Consider the following 21,055-nt stretch of genomic DNA (forward strand, 5'->3'; position numbering starts at 1 on the left):
CGGGGGTCCGTGCCAGTCTGGGCCAATGGGAGACACCGGCCACTTCGACGCCCACGCCACGTCCTACGACGACCCGGCCAAGGCCCGCCGCGCCCACGACGTCGCCCGGGCCGTCGTGGCGGCGGGAGCCGCCAGGCCGGGTCCGACCGGCACCGTTCGGCTGCTGGAGTACGGCGCGGGGACGGGGCTGGTCACGCAGGCCCTGTCCGCCCTGGTCGACGACCTCTCGGCGACGCTGGCCGACGCCTCCTCCGGCATGAGGGGCGTGATGCAGGACAAGGTGGCGTCGGGGGCGCTGCCGGTGGACGCCCGCATCGTGCACCTGGACCTCGAGCAGGAGCCGACCCCGGCCGAGCGCTTCGACCTGGTCGTCTCCTCCCTGGTCCTGCACCACGTCCGCGACCTGGACCGGGTCCTGGCCGGTCTCGCCGAGCTCCTCGACGAGGGCGGGCACCTGTGCGTGGCCGACCTCGACCGCGAGGACGGCTCGTTCCACGCCACGGTGCATGGCTTCTCCGGTCACGACGGCTTCGACCGCGAGGAGCTGGCGCAGCGGATGCGGTCGGCGGGCTTCGCCGAGGTGAGCGTCGCCGACTGCACCTCCCTCGACAAGGACGGCAGGACCTACTCCGTCTTCCTGGCCACCGGCCGCCGACCCGGCCGGCCCCCGACCGACCTCAAGGGGTGGCTGCACCACTACCTGCGGGCGGCCCAGGAGTCGTTGCTCTGGAAGCTCGAGGGGCTGTCGGAGTATGACGTGCGCCGTCCGCTCACCCCGACCGGCACCAACCTGCTGGGTCTGGTCAAGCACCTCGCCGGCGTCGAGCTGGGCTACCTCGGCGACACCTTCGGACGCCCGAGCGGGATCCCGCTGCCGTGGTACGACGACGGCGCCGCGGACAACGCCGACATGTGGGCGACGCCGCAGGAGTCCCGCGAGGAGATCCTCGACCTCTACCGCCGCGCCTGGGCGCACGGCGACGGGACCGTCGAGGCGCTGGACCTCGACGCGCCGGGACGGGTGGCGCACTGGCCGGACGACCGCGCGGACGTGACCCTCGGGCAGATCCTGGTCCACCTGACGACCGAGACCTACCGGCACGCCGGTCACGCCGACATCCTCCGTGAGCTTCTTGACGGGCGGGTGGGGCTCCGCGAGGGCCGGACCAACCTGCCCGACCTGGGGGAGGAGGACTGGGCCGCCCACCACGAGCGGCTCGAGGCGGCCGCCCGCGAGGCCGACCGGGGCGAGGGGTGAGCGCGGACCGGCCCGTCCGGCACGTCGACGACCAGGAGCGCCGGGCCCGGCTCGCGGTCCGGCACGCCGTGCACCCCGCGCACCGGGTCGCCGACACCCTGGCCGCCACCCGGGCGATGACGGTGCTGCACGCGACCGAGGCGGCGACCGTCCACCTCGCCGTGGCCGCCCGGACCGACGCCGTCGGTCCGGCGGACGTCGACCGCGCGCTCTACAAGGACCGCTGCGTGCTCAAGCAGCTGGCGATGCGCCGCACCCTCTTCGTCCTCCCCCGTGACCTGCTCCCCGCGGCGCTCGGCAGCGCGTCGGCCCGCGTGGCCGTCGAGCAGCGGCGCCTCGTCGCCCGGGACGCCGTCGCCCACGGGGCGGCCGCCGACGGGGAGGCCTGGCTGAGGGCGGCCACGGAGGCGGTGCTGGCCCGGCTGGAGGTCTCCGGGCCCCTCAGCGCGCGGGCGCTCCGGGAGGAGGTGCCGGAGCTCACCGGGACCTTCACCGTCAGCCCGGGCAAGACCTACGGCGGCACCTCCCACATCGCCCCGCGCGTGCTGACCCTCCTGGGGGCCGAGGGCCGAATCGTGCGTGGGCCCAACGCCGGCCACTGGCGGCTGTCCCGGCCGACGTGGACGCTGATGCGGGACTGGATCGGTGGACCCGTCTCGGTCCTCGGGTCGCAGGAGGGGTATGCCGAGCTGGTCCGCCGGTGGCTGCGCACCTTCGGCCCGGGCACGGTCGAGGACCTGCAGTGGTGGCTGGGGTCGACGAAGACCGCGGCGCGGACCGCCCTGGCGGACTGCGGTGCCGTGCCGGTGTCGCTCGACGGCGGGGCCACCGGCTGGCTGCTGCCCGACGACGTCGAGCCCGTAGCCGCCGTCGAGCCCTGGGCGGCGCTCCTGCCGACCCTGGACCCCACCACGATGGGGTGGCGGGGGCGGGAGTTCTACCTGGACCCGGCGCACACCCCATACCTCTTCGACACCAACGGCAACGCCGGCACGACCGCCTGGTGGGAGGGCCGCATCGTGGGGGCCTGGGTGCAGGACGAGGACGCGCGGGTGCGGGTCGTTTCCCTCCCCGGGAACACGCTGCCGCCGGAGGCGATCGAGGCCCTCGACGCGCAGGCGGACCGCCTCACTTCCTGGCTGGGGGTGCGGATCAGCAACGTCTACAGCTCGCAGCTGATGAAGGGGGCCCGGCTCCCCTAGCCCGGCCCTGGCCGCAGGGTCCGGTGCGTCGGTACGCTCGGGCATGACTCTCAGACTGGCCATGGTCACCGCAGACACGACGGACCCGACGACGCTGGCGACCTGGTGGGCCGAGCAGCTGGGCGCGAAGGTCACCGACGACCACGGCGGCACCTTCGCCATGGTGCGGGGCGGTGGCCTGCCGGTCGTCCTGGCCTTCCAGCAGGTCGACGCCGTCACCCCGGGCAAGAACCGGTTGCACCTGGATCTCATGTCGCCCGACGTGGAGGCGGAGGTCGAGCGGCTCCTGTCCGCCGGGGCCAGCCTGGTCGGCCGGCGGGGGGACGAGAGCTTCGCCTGGGTGACCCTGGCCGACCCGGACGGCAACGAGTTCTGCGTCGCGCCCGGCCAGTGACACGGCGCGGCGCACGGGTCTAGCCTGCACGTGTGTCGACGGATCCGACGGGGCCGGCGTCGCAGCAGGTGCGCTTCGCCCGGTCCGCGGACGGGGTGACGATCGCGTACGCCGTGCACGGCTCGGGACCGCCGCTCGTCCTCAACAGCTGCTGGCTCTCGCACCTGGAGTTCGACTGGAGCAGCCCCGTGTGGCGGCACTACCTGGCCGAGCTGGGGCGGGTGGCCACGGTGGTCCGCTTCGACGAGCGCGGCCACGGGCTGTCCGACCGGGACGTCACCGACTTCAGCCTCGACCGACGCGTGCAGGACCTCGAGGCGGTGGTCGAGCACGCCGGGCTCGAGCGGTTCGCCCTCATGGCGATGGCCCAGGGCGGGCCGGTGTCGATCCGGTATGTCGTGGAGCACCCCGGGCGGGTCACCCGCCTGGTCTGCGCGGACACCTTCGCCGCGCGCTTCCTGCCGCGGTCGGAGGACAACGAGGTGCTGGAGCAGGCCTTCCAGAGCATGATCGCCGCCGGGTGGGACCGTAGCGACCCCACGTTCCGCCGGGTGTTCACCCAGATGATGATCCCGGGCGCCAGCGAGGAGCAGATGGTGTGGCTGGACCGTCTGCACCAGATGTCCGCCTCGGCCCGGACGGCCGTGGAGGCGCGCCGGCAGCGCAGCTCCGACGACGTGCTGGACCTCCTGCCCCGGGTCGGTGTGCCGACGCTGGTCACCCACGCCCGGGGGGACCGGATGATCCGCTTCGAGAACGGTCGGCGGCTGGCGGCGGACATCCCGGGCGCCCGCTTCCTCCCGCTGGACACCGGTAACCACATCCTGCTCGAGTCGGAGCCCGCGTGGCCGGTCTTCCTGCGCGAGGTGGCGACCTTCCTGGCCCAGGACCGGGACGTCGGGGTGCCGGCAGGGCCCTGGGAGGCCCTGTCCGCCCGCGAGCGCGAGGTGCTCGACCTGGCTGCCCGGGGCCTGGACAACCAGGACATCGCGGGCCGGCTCGTGCTCAGTGTCCGCACCGTGGAGCGGCACCTGCAGAACGTCTACCTCAAGCTCGGCGTGGGTGGCCCGAACGCCCGGACCGCCGCCGTCACCCGCTGGCTGTCCCGGGAGTGAGCGCGGCCCGCTACGCGTGGCACCCCATACCTGGCCCGACCGGCGCGGGAAGCTGCGCGTCGGCACCGATGCCCGGTGGTCCGCCCGGCCCCTAGCGTCGGGCTGTCCGCCGCACGGGCGGGCACCCGAGGAAAGGATCCGTCATGAACAAGGCAGCCGTCAGCCTGACCACCGGCCTGGAGGACCCCGAGCGGGTGACCGTGGCCTTCCTCGTCGCCGTCGCCGCCGCGGAGGCCGGCCGGCCGACGATGATGTTCCTCACCAAGGAGGCCGCGCGGCTCGCGGTGGAGGGCGTGGCTGTCGCGGTCGCCTGCGACGGGTGCCCTCCGCTCACCACGCTGATGGGCCGGTATGCCGCGGCGGGCGGGCAGATGATCGTGTGCGGGGTGTGCGTGGACGCCAAGAAGCTGGACCCGGAGACCTTCATCCCCAACGCGACCAAGGGTGGCACCGTGCAGCTGTGGGAGTGGATCGGGGACGGGGCCACGACCTTCAGCTACTGAGGCCGCCGGGCCGGACCGGACCCACCCCGGGACGGGCGGTCACCGCCGCTCCGCCCGGACTAGCATCGAGGTATGCGGCACTCCGGCTCGACCCCGCACCCGTGAGCGGGCGGGGTCGCTCGCCCAGGCACGGCGCATGAGCCCCGGGCACGACCACGGCACCGCCGACACCCACCGGTGGCGGCTGGCGGTCGCCCTCGGCATCACCCTCGTCGTCCTGGTCGCCGAGGTGGTCGGTGCGGTGTGGACCGGCTCCCTGGCCCTGCTCGTGGACGCCGGCCACATGCTGACCGACGCCACCGGCCTGCTCATGGCCCTGGTCGCGGCGTCCCTGGCCACCCGCCCGCCCACCTCCCGGAGAACGTGGGGCTTCCGCCGGGCCGAGGTCATCGCGGCCGGGGCCCAGGCCGCGGTCCTCCTCACCGTGGGGGTCTACGCCTTCGTGGAGGGTGCCCGCCGCCTGCTCGACCCGCACCCGGTCAGCTCGACCGGGCTGCTGGTCTTCGGCCTCGTCGGTCTCGTGGGCAACGTCGTCTCGCTGCTGGTGCTGGGTGGGGCCCGGAGGGCCGACCTCAACCTGCGCGGCCTTCCTCGAGGTGGTCAACGACGCCCTGGGGTCCGTGGCGGTGATCGTCAGCGCCGTCGTCGCGACCACGGGATGGGTGCGCGTCGATGCCCTCGCCGGGATGCTCATCGTCGCCCTGATCCTGCCGCGGGCCGTCGTCATCCTGCGCGAGGCCGGCTCGATCCTCCTCGAGGCCACTCCGCACGGGCTCGACCTCGACGACGTGCGGGGGCACCTGCTCGCGGTGCCGCACGTGCGGGACGTGCACGACCTGCACGCCTCCACCATCGCCACCGGCCTCCCCGTCCTGACCGCTCATGTGGTGGTGGACGAGCAGTGCTTCACCGGCGGACACGCGGCCGAGATGCTCACGCGCCTGCAGGGATGCGTCGCCGCCCACTTCGACGTCAGCGTGGAGCACTCGACCTTCCAGCTGGAGCCGCCCGGCCACGCCGCGAGCGAGCCCGGCAGGCACGTCTGACCGGGGCAGACGTGCCGTGCCCTCTCAGACCGCGGGGTAGGCCTGGCTCCGCAGCAGGCGGGCCAGGTGGGCGGCGTTGGCAGCCGCCGTGGCCGTGGCCGAGGCGGTCGGCTCCGGCGTGCGGTCGAGGTCCTTGAAGTCCACGGTGTGCATCGCCTCGCCGTTCCAGTAGGTGCCACCCTGGGCGGGGATGGTGAAGCCGACGTCGTTCAGCGACTGGTAGAGGATCGCCGTGATGTGGTGGGCCCCGTCCTCGTTGCCGACGACGACCGCGAGCGCGACCTTGCCGAAGGTGAGCAGCCGGCCCTGGTCGTCGGTCTCCGACAGCTCCGCGTCGAGGCGCTCCAGCACCCGCTGGGCGACGCTGGAGTGCTGCCCCATCCACGTCGGGGTGGCCAGCACCAGGATGTCGGCGGCCATGACCTTCTCGCGGATGGCCGGCCACTCGTCTCCCTCGCCCATGTCCAGCTCCACACCCGGGCGGACGTCGTGGTCGACGACGCGCACCTGAGTTCCGGTCACGTCGTACCGGGCCAGCTCATCGAGCACCTGCTGCCCGAGCCTCTCGGTGCTGGACTCCGTCGGCGAGGGGCTCAGGGTGCAGTTGAGGACGAGGGCGGTCAGGGGTGCGTCGGTCATGGGCCCACGCTAGGAGGTGCCCACCGGTCCCGCAGGTCGGCTCGTCACACGGGCGGGTGAGGCTCCTCCAGGAGACCCGGGCACACCTCGTGCCGTGGCCCTCAGCCGAGGGCTGCGTCCACCGCGACGGACTCGATGCCCAGGGCCTCACCGACCGGGCCGTTGGTCAGCTGCCCGCCGTGGGTGTTGAGTCCTCTGGCCAGGCTGGCGTCGGCGCGCAGAGCGGCCTTCCACCCCTGGTCCGCCAGCGCCGTCAGGTAGGGAAGGGTCGCGTTCGTCAGGGCGTAGGTGGAGGTGTTGGGCACCGCGCCCGGCATGTTGGCCACGCAGTAGAAGATGGAGTCGTGCACCTCGTAGGTGGGGTCGGAGTGGGTCGTGGCGTGGGAGTCCTCGAAGCAACCGCCCTGATCGATGGCGATGTCCACGAGGACCGACCGCGGCTTCATGCGGGACACGAGGTCGTTGCTGACCAGCTTGGGTGCGGCGGCGCCAGGGACGAGCACGGCACCGATGACCATGTCCGCCTGCATCACCTGCTGCTCGATCGCGAGCTTGGAGGAGGCCAGACCGTGGATGCGGTTGTTGTAGCGCCAGAACGACATGCGGAGCTTGTCGAGGTCGGTGTCCAGCAGCGTCACGTCGGCACCCATGCCCAGGGCGATGTTGGCGGCGTTCTGCCCGGACACGCCGGCGCCGATGATGACGACCTTGGCGTTGGCGACGCCGCCCACGCCGCCGAGCAGGACCCCACGGCCGCCCTTGGCCTTCAGCAGGGCGTGGGCGCCGACCTGGGGCGCCAGGCAGCCTGCCACCTCGGACATGGGGTAGAGCAGCGGCAACCCGCCCGAGGGCAGCTGCACCGTCTCGTAGGCGATGGCCGTGACCTTGCGCCGCAGGAGCTCCTCGGTGAGCGGCCTGTCAGCCGCGAGGTGCAGGTAGGTGAAGAGAGTGAGCCCCTCCCGCATCCGCGGGTACTCCTCGGCGACCGGCTCCTTGACCTTCAGCACGAGGTCGACACCGCCGTCGGTGCCCCAGGCCTCCTCCGCGGTCGCCACGATCGTGGCGCCCGCGCGCACATACTCCTCGTCGGGAATCTCAGAACCCGTCCCGGCGCCCTCCTCGACGACCACCCGGTGCCCGCGCTCGACGAGCTCGTGCACCCCGACGGGCGTGATGGCCACCCGGTACTCGTGGTTCTTGACTTCCTTGGGGACACCGACGATCACGGCTGGCCTCTCTACATCTGCGGAGGAGGGTGGGATCCGCCCTGCCCCCCGACCGACGGTCGCGCCGAGGGGGGCCGGACACGGATCGACACTACCGAAGGCGACGGTCCTCCGTCCGGGCGAGAGAGCGTCGGCGGGGAGCTCCAGCCGCGGCGCATAGGGTCACCTCCTATGAGCGACCCCTCTGCGCAGTCAGACCTGGACACCCCTCCCGACCGGCAGGGCCGGTTCGCGCCGCGCACCATCGCTGCGAGCGCGCTGGCGCTGGGCGCGCTGTCGCTGCCCGACCAGACCCGGATGAGCCCGGGTCGGCGGCACCTGCTGCGGCTGGCCCGCTCGACCTACGTGGGCTGGTACACCGCCGACATGGCCCGCCACACCCCGCTGCCTAGCGTGCCAGCGCCGCTTTTCGGCGCGGTCGCCGGCGCGGCGGCCGCGCTGGCCACGGCCCCCGTCGACGAGGCCTCCGACAGGTGGCTGGCCGACCGCCTCGGCTCCTGGGGCGTGCGGCGTCCACGTCTGGCGATGGCGCTCATCGGCGCCGGTATGGGTGCGCTGCTGGCGCTGGACCAGCAGCGCCAGCAGTCGTCGCAGGACCAGGAGTTGCTCGACCCGGAGGATCTCTTCGAGACCGTCGAGGTGCCGGAAGCCGCCCGGGCGCTGGTGACCGCGATGCTCGAGGCGGTCGTGGCAGAGGACGCGGCTGCACCTGGGTTGGACGGGGCGGCCGCCATCCTGGGTGAGCAGCTGGAACAAGCCAAGGCGTCCGTCCTGCGCCATGAGCTCATGGACACCGACGTCTTCTTCTCCGACCTGGAGGACACCACGCGGGTCGTTCCCCACGCCCAGACCTGGCCGGTGCGGGCGCACTTCGAGGCCGGCGACGTGCCCATGATGGTCGAGCTGACGATCGGCGACGGACGCCTCGGCGGGCTCAGCATCATGCATCGGGACCAGGATCTCGGGGAGGACGACCCGCGCTGGGAGGTCGAGCTCCTCGAGGTGCTGGAGACCTGGCCCACCCCGCACGAGGTCCGCCTCGTCGTGGAGACGGCGGAGGGCTACCGACCGGTCGGCTGACCAGCGCGCGGGCGGGGCATGGACCAGCTCGAAGCGGCTGCGCACGAGGTGGTCGTGTGGGCAGGCCTCGATCGTGAGTGCAAGTGTTGCTGCGTATCGACATGCGTATCGACAGTCGAACGATGTCGAGATGCAGCGAAGATTTCACGACGGGTGAATCGCCCCGGGTTTGTCAGACGGTCAGTTCTGCCGCGAGCGGTTGCTCGGCGGTGTGGTTGTGACGGTAGTTCTCAATCTCGATCTCTGCAGGGGTGCGGTAGCCGAGCGAGGAGTGGATTCTGGTGTGGTTGAACCAGTCGACCCAGCTGAGTGTGGCCAGCTCGAGATCGTCCGCGCCTCGCCAGGGTCCTTCCCAGTAGACGAGTTCGGCCTTGTAGAGGCCGTTGACGCTCTCGGCAAGGGCGTTGTCGTAGGATTACCCGGCTATTCGGGGCCTTGGTGGTGGCGCGGTCGGACGTGTTGTGCTGTTGGTCACGCGGGGGTGCGGCGTGTCGCTGCTTGCTCGATGTGTGTGTTGAGCCTGCTGATCAGCCGTAGGTGTCGTTCGGTCTCGGCGTCCCAGCCTCGGTCGGTGGCGTCCTGAGCGAGGACGGCGGCGTCGTCGCGCTGGGCGGTCAGGACGGGGATGTGCTCGATGGTGGTCCGGTAGGCGGGGCAGTGCTCGCACAGGTTGGCGTAGGCGCAGGGCCCCTGCGCCGGGGCGCGAAGGCAGTAGCCGCCGGCCAGGGCGGTCTTGATGGTCGCGGTGGTGCGCCAGTCGTCGCCGTGGTCCGGCTCGTCGGTGCCGCGGTCGGGCGTGGGTAGGGGGCCGAGGCGCGACTTGGCCAAGCTCAGGGCGCGTTCGTACTCGGCGCGGACGGTGCTGTCGAAGAGGCGGGCGTAGCGCAGGCTCATCTCGGCGCTGACGTGGCCGAGGATGACCATGAGTGCTTGCAGGGAGACGCCGGCGTTGACCAGGGCGGTGGCGTAGGTGTGCCGCAGCTGGTGCGGGGTGATGTGTCCGAGCCCGGCGGCGCCGGCGGCCCGGTCGAGCTCGGCGCGCAGCCGGTTCTGGCTGAGCCGGTGGCCGTGGGCGGTGAACAGGAAGTCGGCGGGGCGTCCGGTGCGTGGGTGCGGGATCGGGCGGCCAGGGCTGCGGGTGGTGCTGATGCGGTCGATCAGGGTGAGGGTCTCGGTGTCGATCGGGACCATCCGCTCGGTGTCCAGCTTGCCCAGCGGGACCTTGAGCCAGGAGCCGGCGCCGGGGACGTCGATGACGGCGTCGAGCTCGAGGTCGAGCAGCTCGCCGATGCGCAGGCCACAGGCGCGTTGCAGCAGCAACGCGTCGGCGGCCAGCCGGTGGGGTGAGTCGGTGAGTGCCTGGGTCAGGGCCTGGTCCGCGGCCGGTGGCAGGAACCGGGGCAGGGGCTGGGGCAGGCGCGGGTTGTCGGAGGCGTAGAGCAGCTTGCGCGGTGGTGCTTCGGGCCAGTCCCACTCGGTGATGTCGGAGCAGAAGTTGGCCACTGCCAGGATCCGTCGTGCTTGCTCGGGCACGGACAGGACGCTGCCGGACTTGGTGTTCTGCGCTCGGGTGAGCGCGACCAGCCACGGTTCGATGTGCCTGACTCGGTCCAGGCCCGCGGGGGTGAGGTCGGGGTCGAGGGTGGTGACGAAGGTGCCGAAGTGGGCGAGCCTGGTAGCCAGCGAGGAGACGGTGGCCGTTTTGCAGGTCACGGACTTGCGGTCTAGGTAGCGCACCAGGATCGAGTGCATCGGCTCGGGCACGCCGCCCAGGCGTCGGGCGAACGGCCAACGCTGCTCCCACGGCGCAGGCGGCGCGGGGAGCACGCCGTGGTGGAAGAGCAGGGTCCGGGTCGCGGTGGCGCAGGCACGGTAGTGCTTCCAGGTGCGCCCGGTCGCCTCTTGTCGTGCCTGGCCGGCGGCGGTGAGGGCGTCGAAGTCGTCGTGGGTGACCTGGCTCAGGCGTTTGCCGGTGGCGAACAGCACCCGGGCCATGACTTGCGAGGCCATGGCTGAGGCGACCCGTTCGGAGTAGCCGACTGCTCGGGCGGCGGTGATGAACTCCTGGACGTCGTCGCCGATCACGGTGCCGGGCAGGTCGCGCCACAGGGAGGAGAACTTGCGGTGCACCAGGTACTCCCACGAGGGGCGCAGTCGCCCGGTGACGAGCAGGAAGGTGAGGAACGGGCGGGTGGCTGTGCTTGCGGACAGCTGCACTGCCAGCGGCTCGGCCGCCCAGTCCTGCACGTGCGGCCAGCGTCGCAGGAAGGACTTCGCCGCGCTCGTGAATGCGCTGTTCCCGCGACCGGTGCGGTCGTGGTGGGCGTGGTAGGCGGCCAGCACCTCCTCCGGCGACTCAGCACCGTGGTGCTGGTCAGCTGGACGTGTCGCGTTGCCGGGTGCGGGCAGCATCGTAGGAAGCCTTCACGTGGGTCGGGGCGAGGTGGATGTACCGGGCGGTGGTGTCGACGTGGGCGTGCCCGAGCAGGGACTGCATGACGGCCAGGTCGACCCCGGCCTCGGCCAGCGCGGTACCGAACGTGTGCCGCAGCGCGTGCGGGGCGCCGGCGCCGACTCCGCTGCGGGCACGGTGGTAGCGGAAGATCGTGCGCAGTCCCGCCGGGGTCAGCGGTTGACCTCGGGTGGGGCCCTTGGCGACCACGAACAACGAAGCGCTGTCGGTGTCCGGGCGTTCGGTGAGCAGGTAGGCGTTGATCGCCGCGGCGAGGTCGCCGTCGAGCGGGACCCGGCGGTCCTTGCCGCCCTTGCCGTGGACCAGCAACCACCGGCCGCCGATGTCGACGTCGGTCACGGCCAGGGCGAGCACCTCGCACGAGCGCAGCCCGCAGTACAGCATCAGCCCGGCGATCGCCAGGTCACGTCGGCTGCGCAGGCTGGCCAGCAGCGCCCTGGTCTCGCTCGGGGTCAGGGCCCGGGGAAGTCGTCGCGGGGTCCGCAACCGCAGCCGGGACCGGGGCGCGGGTCGGCGCTTGGTGTGGGCCAGCAGCCCGGAGCGTTCTCCCTGCGCGAACCAGCTCGAGGGCCGTCCCTTGGGGACCGGGGAGATCCTGCTGGGGTCCCGCATCGCCAGGTACTCATACATCCCCGCGACGGCGGCCAGGCGCAGGTTCACCGAGGCCGGGGCAAGGCGGTCGGTGCGGCGCCCCGCCAGGTCGACCACGTTCGGCCCGCCACGACCGGCCACGACCTGCTGCCGGCACGCGGACAAGAACGACAGCAGGTCATCAGTGCTTACGGCCTCGACGTCCTTGCCCGTGCCGTAGGCCCAGCGGCAGAACGCCACCAGCCCGAAGCCGTACGTGCGCACGGTGCGAGGCGAATAGTTCCGGTCAGCCAGGTACCCCAGGTAGGCGTTGGGGACGGCGACGAGCTCGGGCCGGGTGGGACAGACCAGCTCCCAACGCTGATCGACCTGGCGAAGACTGACAGCACCGGCGTCGGTGTCCATGCCTCATACCTACGCCTCCACACCGCCCGAAGCGAGCACCTCCACTGCGAGGTCGCCCACCTCCCGAACGCCCATGCAGGGGCGATTGGCCGGTTAACAGGCAGTCGCCCACGGTCCCGATCGAGGCCTGGAGACCGGCCTCGATGAGCCGGTCTGTGTACCGGATCGAGGTGTACTGGCTGCCCGCGTCGGAGTGGTGTACGAGGCCGTTGACGTCGTGCCCGGCGCGGCCGCGGTGCCACAGCGCCATGTCCAACGCATCCAGCGGCAGGTCGGTCTTCATCGTCCTGGCCGCTCGCCAGCCCACGATCATCCGGGAGAAGACATCGATGGCAAAGGCGACGTAGACGAACCCGGCGAAGGTCGCCACGTAGGTGAAGTCGACCACCCACAGTTCGTTCGGTCGCCTCGCGGTGAAGTCCCGCTTGACCAGGTCAGCTGGGCGAGTCGCGGCGTCGTTGGGGATCGTGGTCCGGACCCGGCGATGACGCCGAACGCCGTGCATACCAGCGGTCTTCATCAACCGTTCGATCGTGCACCGGGCCACTGGCGAACCGGCGACGGTGACGCCCTCACGACGCAACTGGTGGTAGATCTTCCGCGCCCCGTACAGCCCGCCGCGAGAGGCCTTGTGGACCCGACAGATCTCGCCCAGGACCAGCTCGTCACGGGCTGCCCGAGCCGAGAGCCGGCGGGACCGTGCCGCGTAGTAGGTAGACGGGGCGATCGGGCAGCCGTGCTCGGTGAGCACCCTGCAGATCGGCACGACCCCGAACCTCTCGTGGTGGGCGTCGTTGAACGCGGTCACCACGGCAGTCGCGGGTCGAGCTCCCGCGCGAAGAAAGACGATGCCGCCAACAGAATCTCGTTGGCGCGCTTGAGCTCGCGAACCTCGGCCTGCAACGCCTTGATCGAGGCCGCGTCCTGCGTCGTCGTCCCGGGCCGGCGACCCTCATCGATCTCCGCCCGGCGGATCCAACCGCGCAACGTGTCAGGCACGACCCCGACCTTCGGGCCAATACGCCTGACTGCCGCGTTCATCGACAGCGAGGGATCCTCACCATCGCCTCCGCGACCAACCGCTGCGCCCGATCACGCAGCTCCTGCGGGTACTTCCTCGGTGCTGGCATAACTCCACCCTTCCGTGGAATCAGACCGTCCACCAGACCCGGGGCGATTCACGGCTCCGGCGAACAGCCCCTGACCTGCGGAAACGCAGGGCAGGGGCGGTTCGGTTCTGGTGGTCGCGCGATGCGCTGGCCTCACGGCTCTGCCCGACACCGACGTCGCTCTCCTCTGCGACGGACCCCTCGCCGACTGAGCGCTCGCGGCCGGCATCCTGTCCGTGTGCCGATAGGCCTCGCACCGCTCGGCAACGCAGCGTGGCGTTGCGTCGCGACCTGGCGACGGCTCGGCGGGGCGCGATCGTCTCGTGCGTTGGCGGACTACGGGAGCTTGGACGCGAGGACGTCGGCCGCCAGGATCTCGGGTGCTGCGCCGAGGAGGTGCTGGTTGGCCATCAGGGCTGCGACGATGGCGCCGTTGGCGTGGGCGTCGCGAGCGGCCTCGTCGGGGAATGCATCGAAGATCCAGAAGGTGTCGGCGTGGGTCCTGACCGCGAACCAGACAATCGTTCCTACTTCTTCGTTGGCGAGCGCGACAGCGCCGGCGAGCAGATCGGCGAGCGCGTCGTGCTGTCCATCGGCCGCGACGATCTTGGCGACGAAGGCATACGGAAGTGATGCGGGTGTGGACATGAGGGGTTCTCCTAGGTGTCGAGGTTTCTTGGTGAAGCGAGTTCAGATTATGACGAGCAAGGGCACGTGAGAAGTGGCGTATACGACAGTATTGCTATTGTTCGCGCCATGCGTATCGGACTCATCGCGATCGACGGCTGCTTCGGTTCGGCTGTCGCGTCGGTCATCGACATCGTGCGGGTGGCCGACGGAGCCCGCGGCGATGTCGACCCGCGGATCGAACCGATCGAACTCGCCATCCTCGGACCGAAACGGAGAGTGACCACGACGGCATCGATGAGCCTGTCGGTGGACCACCCGCTGTCGGAGTCCGCAGAGTTCGACGTGGTCGTCGTCCCTGCGCTTGGAACCCTCACGGCCGCCGCTACCAACGACGCCCTCCAGAGCCGAGATGCTCGTTCGGTCATCGCCTCGCTCGGGCGCCTCGACGACGCGACCACCCGGATCGCCGCGGCGTGCACCGGCGTGTTCGCTGTCGCCGAGACCGGACGGATGCATCATCGGCGGGCGACGACCAGCTGGTTCCTGGGGCCGGAGTTCCTGAAGCGCTATCCGACCGTCGCCCTCGATCTCGACACCATGGTCGTGGTCGACGGGAACCTCGTCACCGCCGGCGCCGCGTTCGCCCACATCGACCTCGCGCTCTCACTCGTGCGATCGATCAGCCCCGACCTGGCCCAACATGTCGCCAAGCTCCTCATCATCGACGAGCGTCCGTCGCAGGCGGCCTTCGTCGCCTACGAACATCTCCGGCACGAGGACCCGATCGTCGTCGAGTTCGAACGCTTCGTGCGCGCCCGCCTGGACGAACCGTTCAACGTCGCCTTCGTCGCGCAGTCGCTCGGCACCAGCCGGCGCACCCTCGAACGACGAGTCCGTGCGGCGCTCAACCTCACTCCGCTCGGCTTCGTCCAACGGCTTCGCATCGAACGAGCTCGGCACCTCTCAGCAACCACGGACCTCACCTCCGCCGAGATCGCGCTACGGGTCGGCTACGCGAACGCCGAGACTCTGCGCTCCCTCCTGCGTAGGGAGCGACGCCGTTCCTGACCTATCGCCATGCCGTTCTTCCGCTGCACCCAGCGGCGCGCATCTGCGGTTCGAACCCCTCCGGGACGTAGGTACTCAACGTCGGAGTCGGTCACTCCTTAAGGTGGCAGGGAATGGTTCCTCACCGGGTTCGTATGTGTCATAAATCGGGTGTTATGGGTAACCGCGATTCTCCGTCGGTTTGTTATCCACGTTGACGGGGTGGATGATCGATGATCGTGATGCCGGCTGGGTCGGCAGACAACCCACGGGGCGGTTGGCGTTGTTCAGCGCGCGGGGGGCTCGTCGTGGTCCTCCGCACGTGCGGCCCCTGGTGATCTGGGGCCGCCGCGCGGCAGCTGGTGGGGTCAGGCGGGCTGGGTCGCCCGTGCCTCCTGGGGGCCCCGGTCCGGCCGGACCCGCCGGTGGCCTGGCGGGCGGCCGGGTCCTCCTTGCGGCGCAGCAGCCGCAGCAGGTTGTCCTTCATCAGGACGATGTCGGCCGTCTCGATGGCGACACCGGTGCCGGCGGCACCCATCGCCACGCCGATGTCCGCAGTGGCCAGCGCGGGGGCGTCGTCGATGCCGACCTGGGCACCGACCGCCCGGGCGACCGGCTCGATGTCACCGGTGAGCATGACGACCTTCTTGACACCGGCGTTGTGCAGCCTGCGCACCATCTCCGGGGCATCCTCGCGGATCTTGTCCGCGACGGCGACCACGCCGATCGCGCGGCGTCGCAGGCGACGACCCGGTCAGCTGCGGGCGACCCTTGGTCAGAGTGCCGGTCTTGTCCAGCGCGACGGCGTCGATCCTGGCGGAGGTCTCGAGGAACTCGCCGCCCTTGATCAGCATGCCGTCCTTGGCGCCGCGGCCGATGCCGGCCACGATCGAGACCGGGATGGAGATGACCAGCGCGCCGGGGCAGGCGATAACCAGCAGGGTCAGAGCCAGGACGACGTCGCGGGTGAACGGGCGCCCGCGCGCCGGCTAACCGTCGGCTAACCGGGGCTCGCCCCTTCCGACGCGCCGGATGCCCCAGTCACCGATCGAGCATGAGCATCAAGATCGGGACAAAGTACCCGGCCGCCAGCAGCGCCACGACCAACAACATCAGACGGGGCGCCCAGGACCGGCCGGTCGGTCGGTCACCCTTGCGCCTCACCATGTCCCGGTCGACGTGCCGTGAGCCGAAAGGGCCACTCGCGACGTCGCACTCTTGGTCATCTACCCTCTTCCGTAGCGCACTGTCCGTGAAGCAAAAGTATCCACCCTCGGGCGCGCCCAGCACCGGCTGGCCACCGCAGCAGGGTCACCTCACGCCTCTTCATCGACCGCCTGCTGTCCGAGGGACCAGCCCGGTCGACGACCCCATCTCTGCCGCCTGGCTCGGACCGGCCAGCTCCGGCCGACGCCTCGCCATCCACACCATGCCCAGGACCACGACGACCGCGGCGGCGGGCACAACCCAGGGGCCCGTGCGGACAGCGAGGGTCTGCTCGGTACGTAGCGGCAGCTGGGCGAGCAGGGTGGCCTGTGTGTACGGGTCGGTGCGTTGGTGCACGACACCGTCGGGGCTGATCAGCCCGGAGACCCCGACGTTGCTAACGTGCGCGACGGAGCGGCCGTACTCGACGGCGCGTACGCGGGAGATGGCCAGGTGCTGCACGGACTGGTCGCCGTCGCCGAACCAGGCGCTGCTCGTGGGAACCACGAGCAGCTGCGCGCCGCCGCCGGTGACGAGGTCGCGCACCGCCCGGTCGACGACGATCTCGAAGCAGATGGCCAGACCCAGGTCCACCGGCCCCACGTCGGACAAAGGAACCGAGATCAGACCGGGACGGTCGCCGGCGCGCAGGTCGACGATCCGGTCCACCCATGGGCTGAGGTGCTTCAGGAGTGGCCGCAGCGGCATGACCTCACCGAAGGGTGCCAGGTAGACCTTGCTGTAGGTCTGGTCGAGCCCGTGCCCGGGCAGGTAACTGAACATCATGTTCGAGGGTGGCCCGGCCCCGCCCTGCCGGGACAGGCCGCCAAGCACCAGCGGGGCTCCCAGGGCTTCCACGGCCGCCATGATCTGGTCGGTGGCGGCCGGGCCGGCCTGCGAGTCCAGGGGGTCCAGGTCGGTGGCGCCCTCGGGCCACACGAGCAGGTCCGCAGGTGCAGCCTCGCCGGCGGTCACACTGGCTGCTAACTCGTGGGTGGGGTCGGTGTACTGGTCCAGCATCGTCCCGGGCTCGGCGGTCAGGGTCCGGGAGTAGCCCTCGGGGATGTCGCCCTGGACCGCGGCCACGGTCACCGGCTCGCCCGCGGTCGGCCGCGGGACCAGCACCGGGGCGACCACCACAGCGGTGGCACCAGCCAGGGCAACGGCGGCCCGGCGCAGGTCGGTGCGTCCCGGTGCGAAGATCTGCTGGGCGGCGACGGCGAGGAGCCCGCCGGCGAGGGCGACCAGGAACCCCAGGCCCGCGACCGCGAGAAGGCTGACGGCGCCGAGCATCGGCGAGTCCGCCTGGCTGAAGCCCAGCCGGGCCCAGGGAAAGCCGCCGAACGGGGTGACCGAGCGTGCCCATTCCATGAGCACCCACGCCGCGGCACCGACGACCGGGCGGACGCTGCCCGTGCGCTGGACCAGCGTGAGCAGCACACCCAGAGCCCCCGGGTACAGGGCCGAGGCCGCGCTCATGGCCAGCCACGCCGGGGCACCAGCGTAGGTGCCGGCCCAGGTGAACATCGGCGTGAACCAGGCCAGTCCCAGCAGCAGCCCGCACAGACCACCCGCCCACCAGGACGACCCGGCGGTGGCCAGCGCCAGCGCAGCGCACCCGAGGATCGCCAGCCACCACACGTCGTACCCGGGGAACGCCAGCCACAGGGCGACACCACCCAACAGCCCGAGCAGCATGCGTGCCGCGAGCACCCGCAGCCGGGACTCGTGGCCCGTCCGAAGCGGACGGGCCAGCCTAGGCATGGGCGGCGTGCTCGCGTGCGGCGTGGTCGGGTGGTTCGAGCTGGAAGGTGGAGTGCTCGATGCTGACGGTGAAGTGGGCGGCGACGCAGTCCTGGAGCTGGGCGAGCATCTCGGCGGCGTGGCCGTCGGTGAAGCACTCGTCGTCCAGGACGACGTGGGCGCTCAGCACGGGCAGTCCGGTGGCGATGGTGGAGGCGTGCAGGTCGTGGACTTCGCGCACGTGCTCAAGCTCCAAGATATGGGCTCGGACCTGGTCCAGGTCGAGCCCCTTGGGTGTGAACTCCATCAGGACGCTCGTCGTCTCGCGGATCAGGAGAGCGGCGCGGGGAATGATCATGAGGGCGATCGCCAGGGCAGCGATGGTGTCGGCACGCTGGAAACCCGTGGTCATGATGAGGACGGCCGAGGCGATGACCGCCAGTGTGCCCAACGCGTCCATGAGGACTTCCAGGAAGGCAGCGCGCATGTTGAAGTTGGCGCCGCGACCGGACGCCAGCACAGAGATAGCGACGATGTTGAGCACGAGCCCGATGACCCCGAACACCAGCACCTCGGACCCGGGCAGCTCTGGTGGATCGGCCCAACGGTCCAGGGCTTCCAGGAGCGCATAGACGCTGACTCCGCTCAGCAGCACCGCCTGTCCGAGTGCGGCGAGCACCTCGATGCGGCGGAACCCCCAGGTGCGCTTGCTGCTCGCTGGTCGGCCCATCAGCACGGCCGCCACCAGGGCGACCAGCAGACCGATGGCGTCGGTCAGGGAGTGGACGACGTCGACGAGGAGGGCCAGGCTGCCGGTGAGCCAGGCGCCGACGGCTTGCGCAACGACGATGGAGAGCACCAGGGCGAAGGCGATGCCGAGGCGGCGACGGAAGTTAGGTTCTGTGGCGGCTTCGTCGGGGCTGGGTCGGTGGTCGTGACCGGCACTCATGCGGTGGCTCCTTCCATGGGGGTCTCCTGGAGGGCGGTGGTGCCGAGCGTGGGCAGGTGCTTGGCGCGCCCGGCGCGCACGCCGTTGGCGATGACCAGGACCTCGGCCACCTCGTGGATCAGGACGACAGCTGCCAAACCGAGGACGCCGAGCAGCGCCAACGGGATGAGGACCGCGATGAGGGCCAGGGAGGCCACGACGTTCTGCAGCATGATCGCCCGAGTACGGCGGGCGTGGTCGAACGCGAACGGCAGCAGCCGCAGGTCGTCGCCCATGAGTGCGACGTCCGCGGTCTCGATCGCGACGTCGGTGCCCATGGCGCCCATCGCGACGCCGACGTCGGCGGTCGCCAGCGCAGGTGCGTCGTTGACGCCGTCCCCGACCATCGCGGTCGGACCGTGGGAGCGGAGCCCGCGGACCGCTTGCGACTTGTCCTCGGGCCGCAGGTCGGCGTGGACCTGCGTGATCCCGGCCTGCGCGGCCAGCGCCCGCGCCGTGACCCCGTTGTCGCCGGTGAGCATGGCCACGGAGTAGCCGTGCTCAAGGAAGCGATCGACGACCTCGGCCGCCTCGGGCCGCAGCTCGTCCCGGACGGCGATCGCACCGACCACGTGACCGTCCACCTCGACCACGACCGCGGTCGCGCCCGCCTGCTGCATACCCCTCACCTGCCCGGTCAGGGTGCCGGGGTCGACCCAGTCCGGCTTTCCCAGCCGGACCCGGGCACCGTCCACGGTCCCGACCAGGCCCGCGCCGACGACGGCGTCCACGTCCTGCGCGGCGGGAACCTGGCCGGTGGCGGCAAGGATCGCTGCGGCCAGCGGGTGCTCGCTGCGCGCCTCCAGCGCCGCCGCCCAGGCCAGCACCTGCTCCCGGTCGGTGCCGGAAACGGTGGCCACGTCGATCACGGCCGGCTGGTTGCGGGTCAGGGTGCCGGTCTTGTCCAGGGCGACCGTGCGCACCCTGCCCAGCGCCTCCATCGCGGCTCCGCCCTTGACCAGGATCCCGCGCCGGCTGGCCGCGCCGATCGAGGCGACCGCCGTGACCGGTACCGAGATCGCCAGGGCGCACGGGGAGGCGGCCACCACCATCACCAGGGCCCGCTCCACCCAGACTGACGGGTCACCCAGGAGCGCACCGAGGAACGCGGTCAGTGCGGCGGTGACCAGGATGCCCGGCACCAGCGGCCCGGCGATCCGGTCGGCCAGCCGCTGGGTGGCGCCACGGCGGGATTGCTCGGCCTCCACCACGTGCACGATCCGAGCCAGGGAGTTGTCCTCCGCGGCGGAGGTGACCTCCACCTCCAGCGCTCCGGTGCCGTTGACCGACCCGGCGAAGACGTCCTGACCCGGCCCGGCCTCCACCGGCATCGACTCACCGGTGATCGCCGAGGTGTCCAGAGCACTGCGGCCGGTCCGCACAGTCCCGTCGGTCGCCAGCCGTTCCCCGGGCCGCACGATCATGACGTCGCCGACCACTAGCTGTGCCGGGTCCACCACTAGTTCCCGGCCGTCGCGGAGCACGCTGGCCTCCTTGGGCACCAGGTCCAGCAGCGCCCGCAGGCCGTGCCGGGTCCGGACCAGGGAGTACTCCTCCAAGCCCTCGCTGAGGGAGAACAGGAACGCCAGCGCCGCAGCCTCCTCCACCTGCCCCAGCAGGGTCGCCCCGACCGCACCGATCGTCATCAGCAGACCCACCCCGAGCTTGCCGCGCGCCAGGCGGCGCAACGCACCCGGCACGAACGTGGAACCACCCACGACCAATGCCGCTGCAGCGAGCACCAGCCCGAGCGTGTCCCATCTGGCGAGCCCGGCGAGGAACCCGGTACCCAGCAGCGCACCGGAGAGCAGCCCCAGCTGGACCTCCCGCACCTGCCACAGCCGAGTCGCCGGCTCCTGGGCCTGTCCTGCAACAGCTGGCGACCCGGCGGCCACTTCGCACCCGCACGCGTCCACCCCCACCTCCCGCTGCGGCGTCTCCGACCCGCTCACGCCCCCGCCTCCTGCCCGGCGTGCGTGCGCAGCTCCTCCGGGGCCGGATTCCCCGCGGTCCCCACCCCGTAGTTCGGGCACAACGCCACCGCATACCCCGACGCCGCGAGCAGCCGCTCCGCCGCGTCCAGCACCCCCAGCAGCTCAGCGGCACTGGTCAGCGAGAACATCGAGGCCCGACCCTGCGGGCGCGAGACCACCAGGCCACAGTCCCGCAGGCACGCCAGATGCGCACTCACCGTGGACTGCGCCAGCCCCAGGTGCTCCGTCAGCTCCCGCACCTTGTGCTCCCCCAGGCTCAGGCGCTGCAGGATCGCCAACCGCGACGGGTCCGACAACCCGTGGAACAGCGCCGCCGCGACGTCCAGGCCACCGACTCCAAGGTCACTGTCCGCCCCACCCGGGCTCTTCGCTGTGATCGCCATAGAGCGATGATAGCGCAGGAGAC

The 21,055-nt window shown here is 71.4% G+C and carries 17 protein-coding genes, 4 pseudogenes and 1 other annotated feature; of the genes and pseudogenes, 8 read left to right on the plus strand and 13 right to left on the minus strand.

Features of this window, described 5'->3' with window-relative positions; all coding sequences use genetic code 11:
- Positions 1-25: 25 nt before the first annotated feature.
- The 6 genes and pseudogenes from E3Z34_RS19995 to E3Z34_RS17095 all read left to right on the plus strand — a co-directional run bounded on the left by E3Z34_RS19995 (position 26) and on the right by E3Z34_RS17095 (position 5,518).
- Positions 26-1,258: a mycothiol transferase gene (locus E3Z34_RS19995; RefSeq protein WP_134774571.1), complete on the plus strand. Its 1,233-nt coding sequence runs from the start codon at positions 26-28 to the stop codon at positions 1,256-1,258.
- The gene (locus tag E3Z34_RS17075) at positions 1,255-2,460 is read left to right on the plus strand and encodes a winged helix DNA-binding domain-containing protein (RefSeq protein WP_134774572.1); all 1,206 of its coding nucleotides are present in this window, start codon (positions 1,255-1,257) and stop codon (positions 2,458-2,460) included. The genes E3Z34_RS19995 and E3Z34_RS17075 overlap by 4 nt, the downstream gene beginning before the upstream one ends.
- A gap of 43 nt (positions 2,461-2,503) precedes the next feature.
- A complete protein-coding gene (locus tag E3Z34_RS17080; RefSeq protein ID WP_134774573.1) occupies positions 2,504-2,854 on the plus strand; it encodes a VOC family protein in 351 nt (116 codons plus the stop codon).
- Positions 2,855-2,886: 32 nt separating this feature from the next.
- Positions 2,887-3,969 carry an alpha/beta fold hydrolase gene (locus E3Z34_RS17085; protein WP_134774574.1) on the plus strand — a complete coding sequence of 361 codons (1,083 nt, stop codon included), beginning with the start codon at positions 2,887-2,889 and terminating at the stop codon, positions 3,967-3,969.
- A 143-nt stretch (positions 3,970-4,112) separates the two neighbouring features.
- On the plus strand, positions 4,113-4,472 hold the full coding sequence (locus tag E3Z34_RS17090) for a DsrE family protein (RefSeq protein WP_134774575.1): 360 nt from the start codon (positions 4,113-4,115) through the stop codon (positions 4,470-4,472).
- Positions 4,473-4,608: 136 nt separating this feature from the next.
- A pseudogene (locus E3Z34_RS17095) lies at positions 4,609-5,518 on the plus strand (cation diffusion facilitator family transporter).
- Between the two features lie 24 nt (positions 5,519-5,542).
- On the opposite strand, the gene E3Z34_RS17100 reads toward E3Z34_RS17095, so the two are convergent.
- Together E3Z34_RS17100 and ald are read right to left on the minus strand one after the other, a co-directional pair.
- Positions 5,543-6,157: a flavodoxin family protein gene (locus tag E3Z34_RS17100; RefSeq protein WP_134774576.1), complete on the minus strand. Its 615-nt coding sequence runs from the start codon at positions 6,155-6,157 to the stop codon at positions 5,543-5,545.
- Between the two features lie 101 nt (positions 6,158-6,258).
- On the minus strand, positions 6,259-7,383 hold the full coding sequence (gene ald / locus E3Z34_RS17105; RefSeq protein ID WP_134774577.1) for an alanine dehydrogenase: 1,125 nt from the start codon (positions 7,381-7,383) through the stop codon (positions 6,259-6,261).
- Between the two features lie 171 nt (positions 7,384-7,554).
- Between ald and E3Z34_RS17110 the strand changes: the two genes are divergently transcribed.
- Positions 7,555-8,463, plus strand: coding sequence for a hypothetical protein (locus tag E3Z34_RS17110; RefSeq protein ID WP_134774578.1), 909 nt, complete (start codon positions 7,555-7,557; stop codon positions 8,461-8,463).
- Between the two features lie 172 nt (positions 8,464-8,635).
- Here E3Z34_RS17110 and E3Z34_RS17115 read toward each other — a convergent pair.
- The 6 genes and pseudogenes from E3Z34_RS17115 to E3Z34_RS17140 all read right to left on the minus strand — a co-directional run.
- A pseudogene (locus E3Z34_RS17115) lies at positions 8,636-8,878 on the minus strand (integrase core domain-containing protein); the annotation flags it as partial.
- A 56-nt stretch (positions 8,879-8,934) separates the two neighbouring features.
- Positions 8,935-10,875: a tyrosine-type recombinase/integrase gene (locus E3Z34_RS17120; protein WP_134774579.1), complete on the minus strand. Its 1,941-nt coding sequence runs from the start codon at positions 10,873-10,875 to the stop codon at positions 8,935-8,937.
- Positions 10,838-11,932: a tyrosine-type recombinase/integrase gene (locus E3Z34_RS17125; protein ID WP_134774580.1), complete on the minus strand. Its 1,095-nt coding sequence runs from the start codon at positions 11,930-11,932 to the stop codon at positions 10,838-10,840. The genes E3Z34_RS17120 and E3Z34_RS17125 overlap by 38 nt, the downstream gene beginning before the upstream one ends.
- A 103-nt stretch (positions 11,933-12,035) precedes the next feature.
- Positions 12,036-12,743: pseudogene (locus tag E3Z34_RS20395) on the minus strand (IS3 family transposase); the annotation flags it as partial.
- Positions 12,651-12,782: a sequence feature (AL1L pseudoknot), on the minus strand. Its footprint overlaps the pseudogene before it by 93 nt.
- Positions 12,737-12,931: a hypothetical protein gene (locus tag E3Z34_RS17135; RefSeq protein WP_238695256.1), complete on the minus strand. Its 195-nt coding sequence runs from the start codon at positions 12,929-12,931 to the stop codon at positions 12,737-12,739. Its footprint overlaps the feature before it by 46 nt. The pseudogene E3Z34_RS20395 and the gene E3Z34_RS17135, both read right to left, overlap by 7 nt.
- Before the next feature lie 446 nt (positions 12,932-13,377).
- The gene (locus E3Z34_RS17140) at positions 13,378-13,689 is read right to left on the minus strand and encodes a putative quinol monooxygenase (RefSeq protein ID WP_003941073.1); all 312 of its coding nucleotides are present in this window, start codon (positions 13,687-13,689) and stop codon (positions 13,378-13,380) included.
- Between the two features lie 108 nt (positions 13,690-13,797).
- Here E3Z34_RS17140 and E3Z34_RS17145 point away from each other — a divergent pair, with 108 nt between their 5' ends.
- Complete coding sequence (locus E3Z34_RS17145) at positions 13,798-14,739, plus strand: GlxA family transcriptional regulator (protein WP_134774582.1); 942 nt, start codon at positions 13,798-13,800, stop codon at positions 14,737-14,739.
- Between the two features lie 442 nt (positions 14,740-15,181).
- Here E3Z34_RS17145 and E3Z34_RS17150 read toward each other — a convergent pair.
- The 5 genes and pseudogenes from E3Z34_RS17150 to E3Z34_RS17170 form a co-directional block, all read right to left on the minus strand.
- Positions 15,182-15,686, minus strand: a pseudogene (locus E3Z34_RS17150) (HAD family hydrolase); the annotation flags it as partial.
- A 358-nt stretch (positions 15,687-16,044) separates the two neighbouring features.
- Entirely contained in the window at positions 16,045-17,688 is a 1,644-nt protein-coding gene (gene lnt / locus E3Z34_RS17155) for an apolipoprotein N-acyltransferase (protein WP_134774583.1), read from the minus strand.
- The gene (locus tag E3Z34_RS17160; protein WP_134774584.1) at positions 17,681-18,616 is read right to left on the minus strand and encodes a cation diffusion facilitator family transporter; all 936 of its coding nucleotides are present in this window, start codon (positions 18,614-18,616) and stop codon (positions 17,681-17,683) included. The genes lnt and E3Z34_RS17160 overlap by 8 nt, the downstream gene beginning before the upstream one ends.
- Positions 18,613-20,607, minus strand: a complete 1,995-nt coding sequence (locus tag E3Z34_RS17165) for a heavy metal translocating P-type ATPase (RefSeq protein WP_134774585.1) — start codon at positions 20,605-20,607, stop codon at positions 18,613-18,615. Before E3Z34_RS17165 ends, E3Z34_RS17160 begins: the two co-directional genes overlap by 4 nt.
- Complete coding sequence (locus tag E3Z34_RS17170; RefSeq protein ID WP_134774586.1) at positions 20,604-21,032, minus strand: ArsR/SmtB family transcription factor; 429 nt, start codon at positions 21,030-21,032, stop codon at positions 20,604-20,606. Before E3Z34_RS17170 ends, E3Z34_RS17165 begins: the two co-directional genes overlap by 4 nt.
- Positions 21,033-21,055: the final 23 nt, after the last annotated feature.

Source organism: Ornithinimicrobium flavum, assembly GCF_004526345.1.
GTDB classification, from domain to species: Bacteria; Actinomycetota; Actinomycetes; order Actinomycetales; family Dermatophilaceae; genus Ornithinicoccus; species Ornithinicoccus flavus.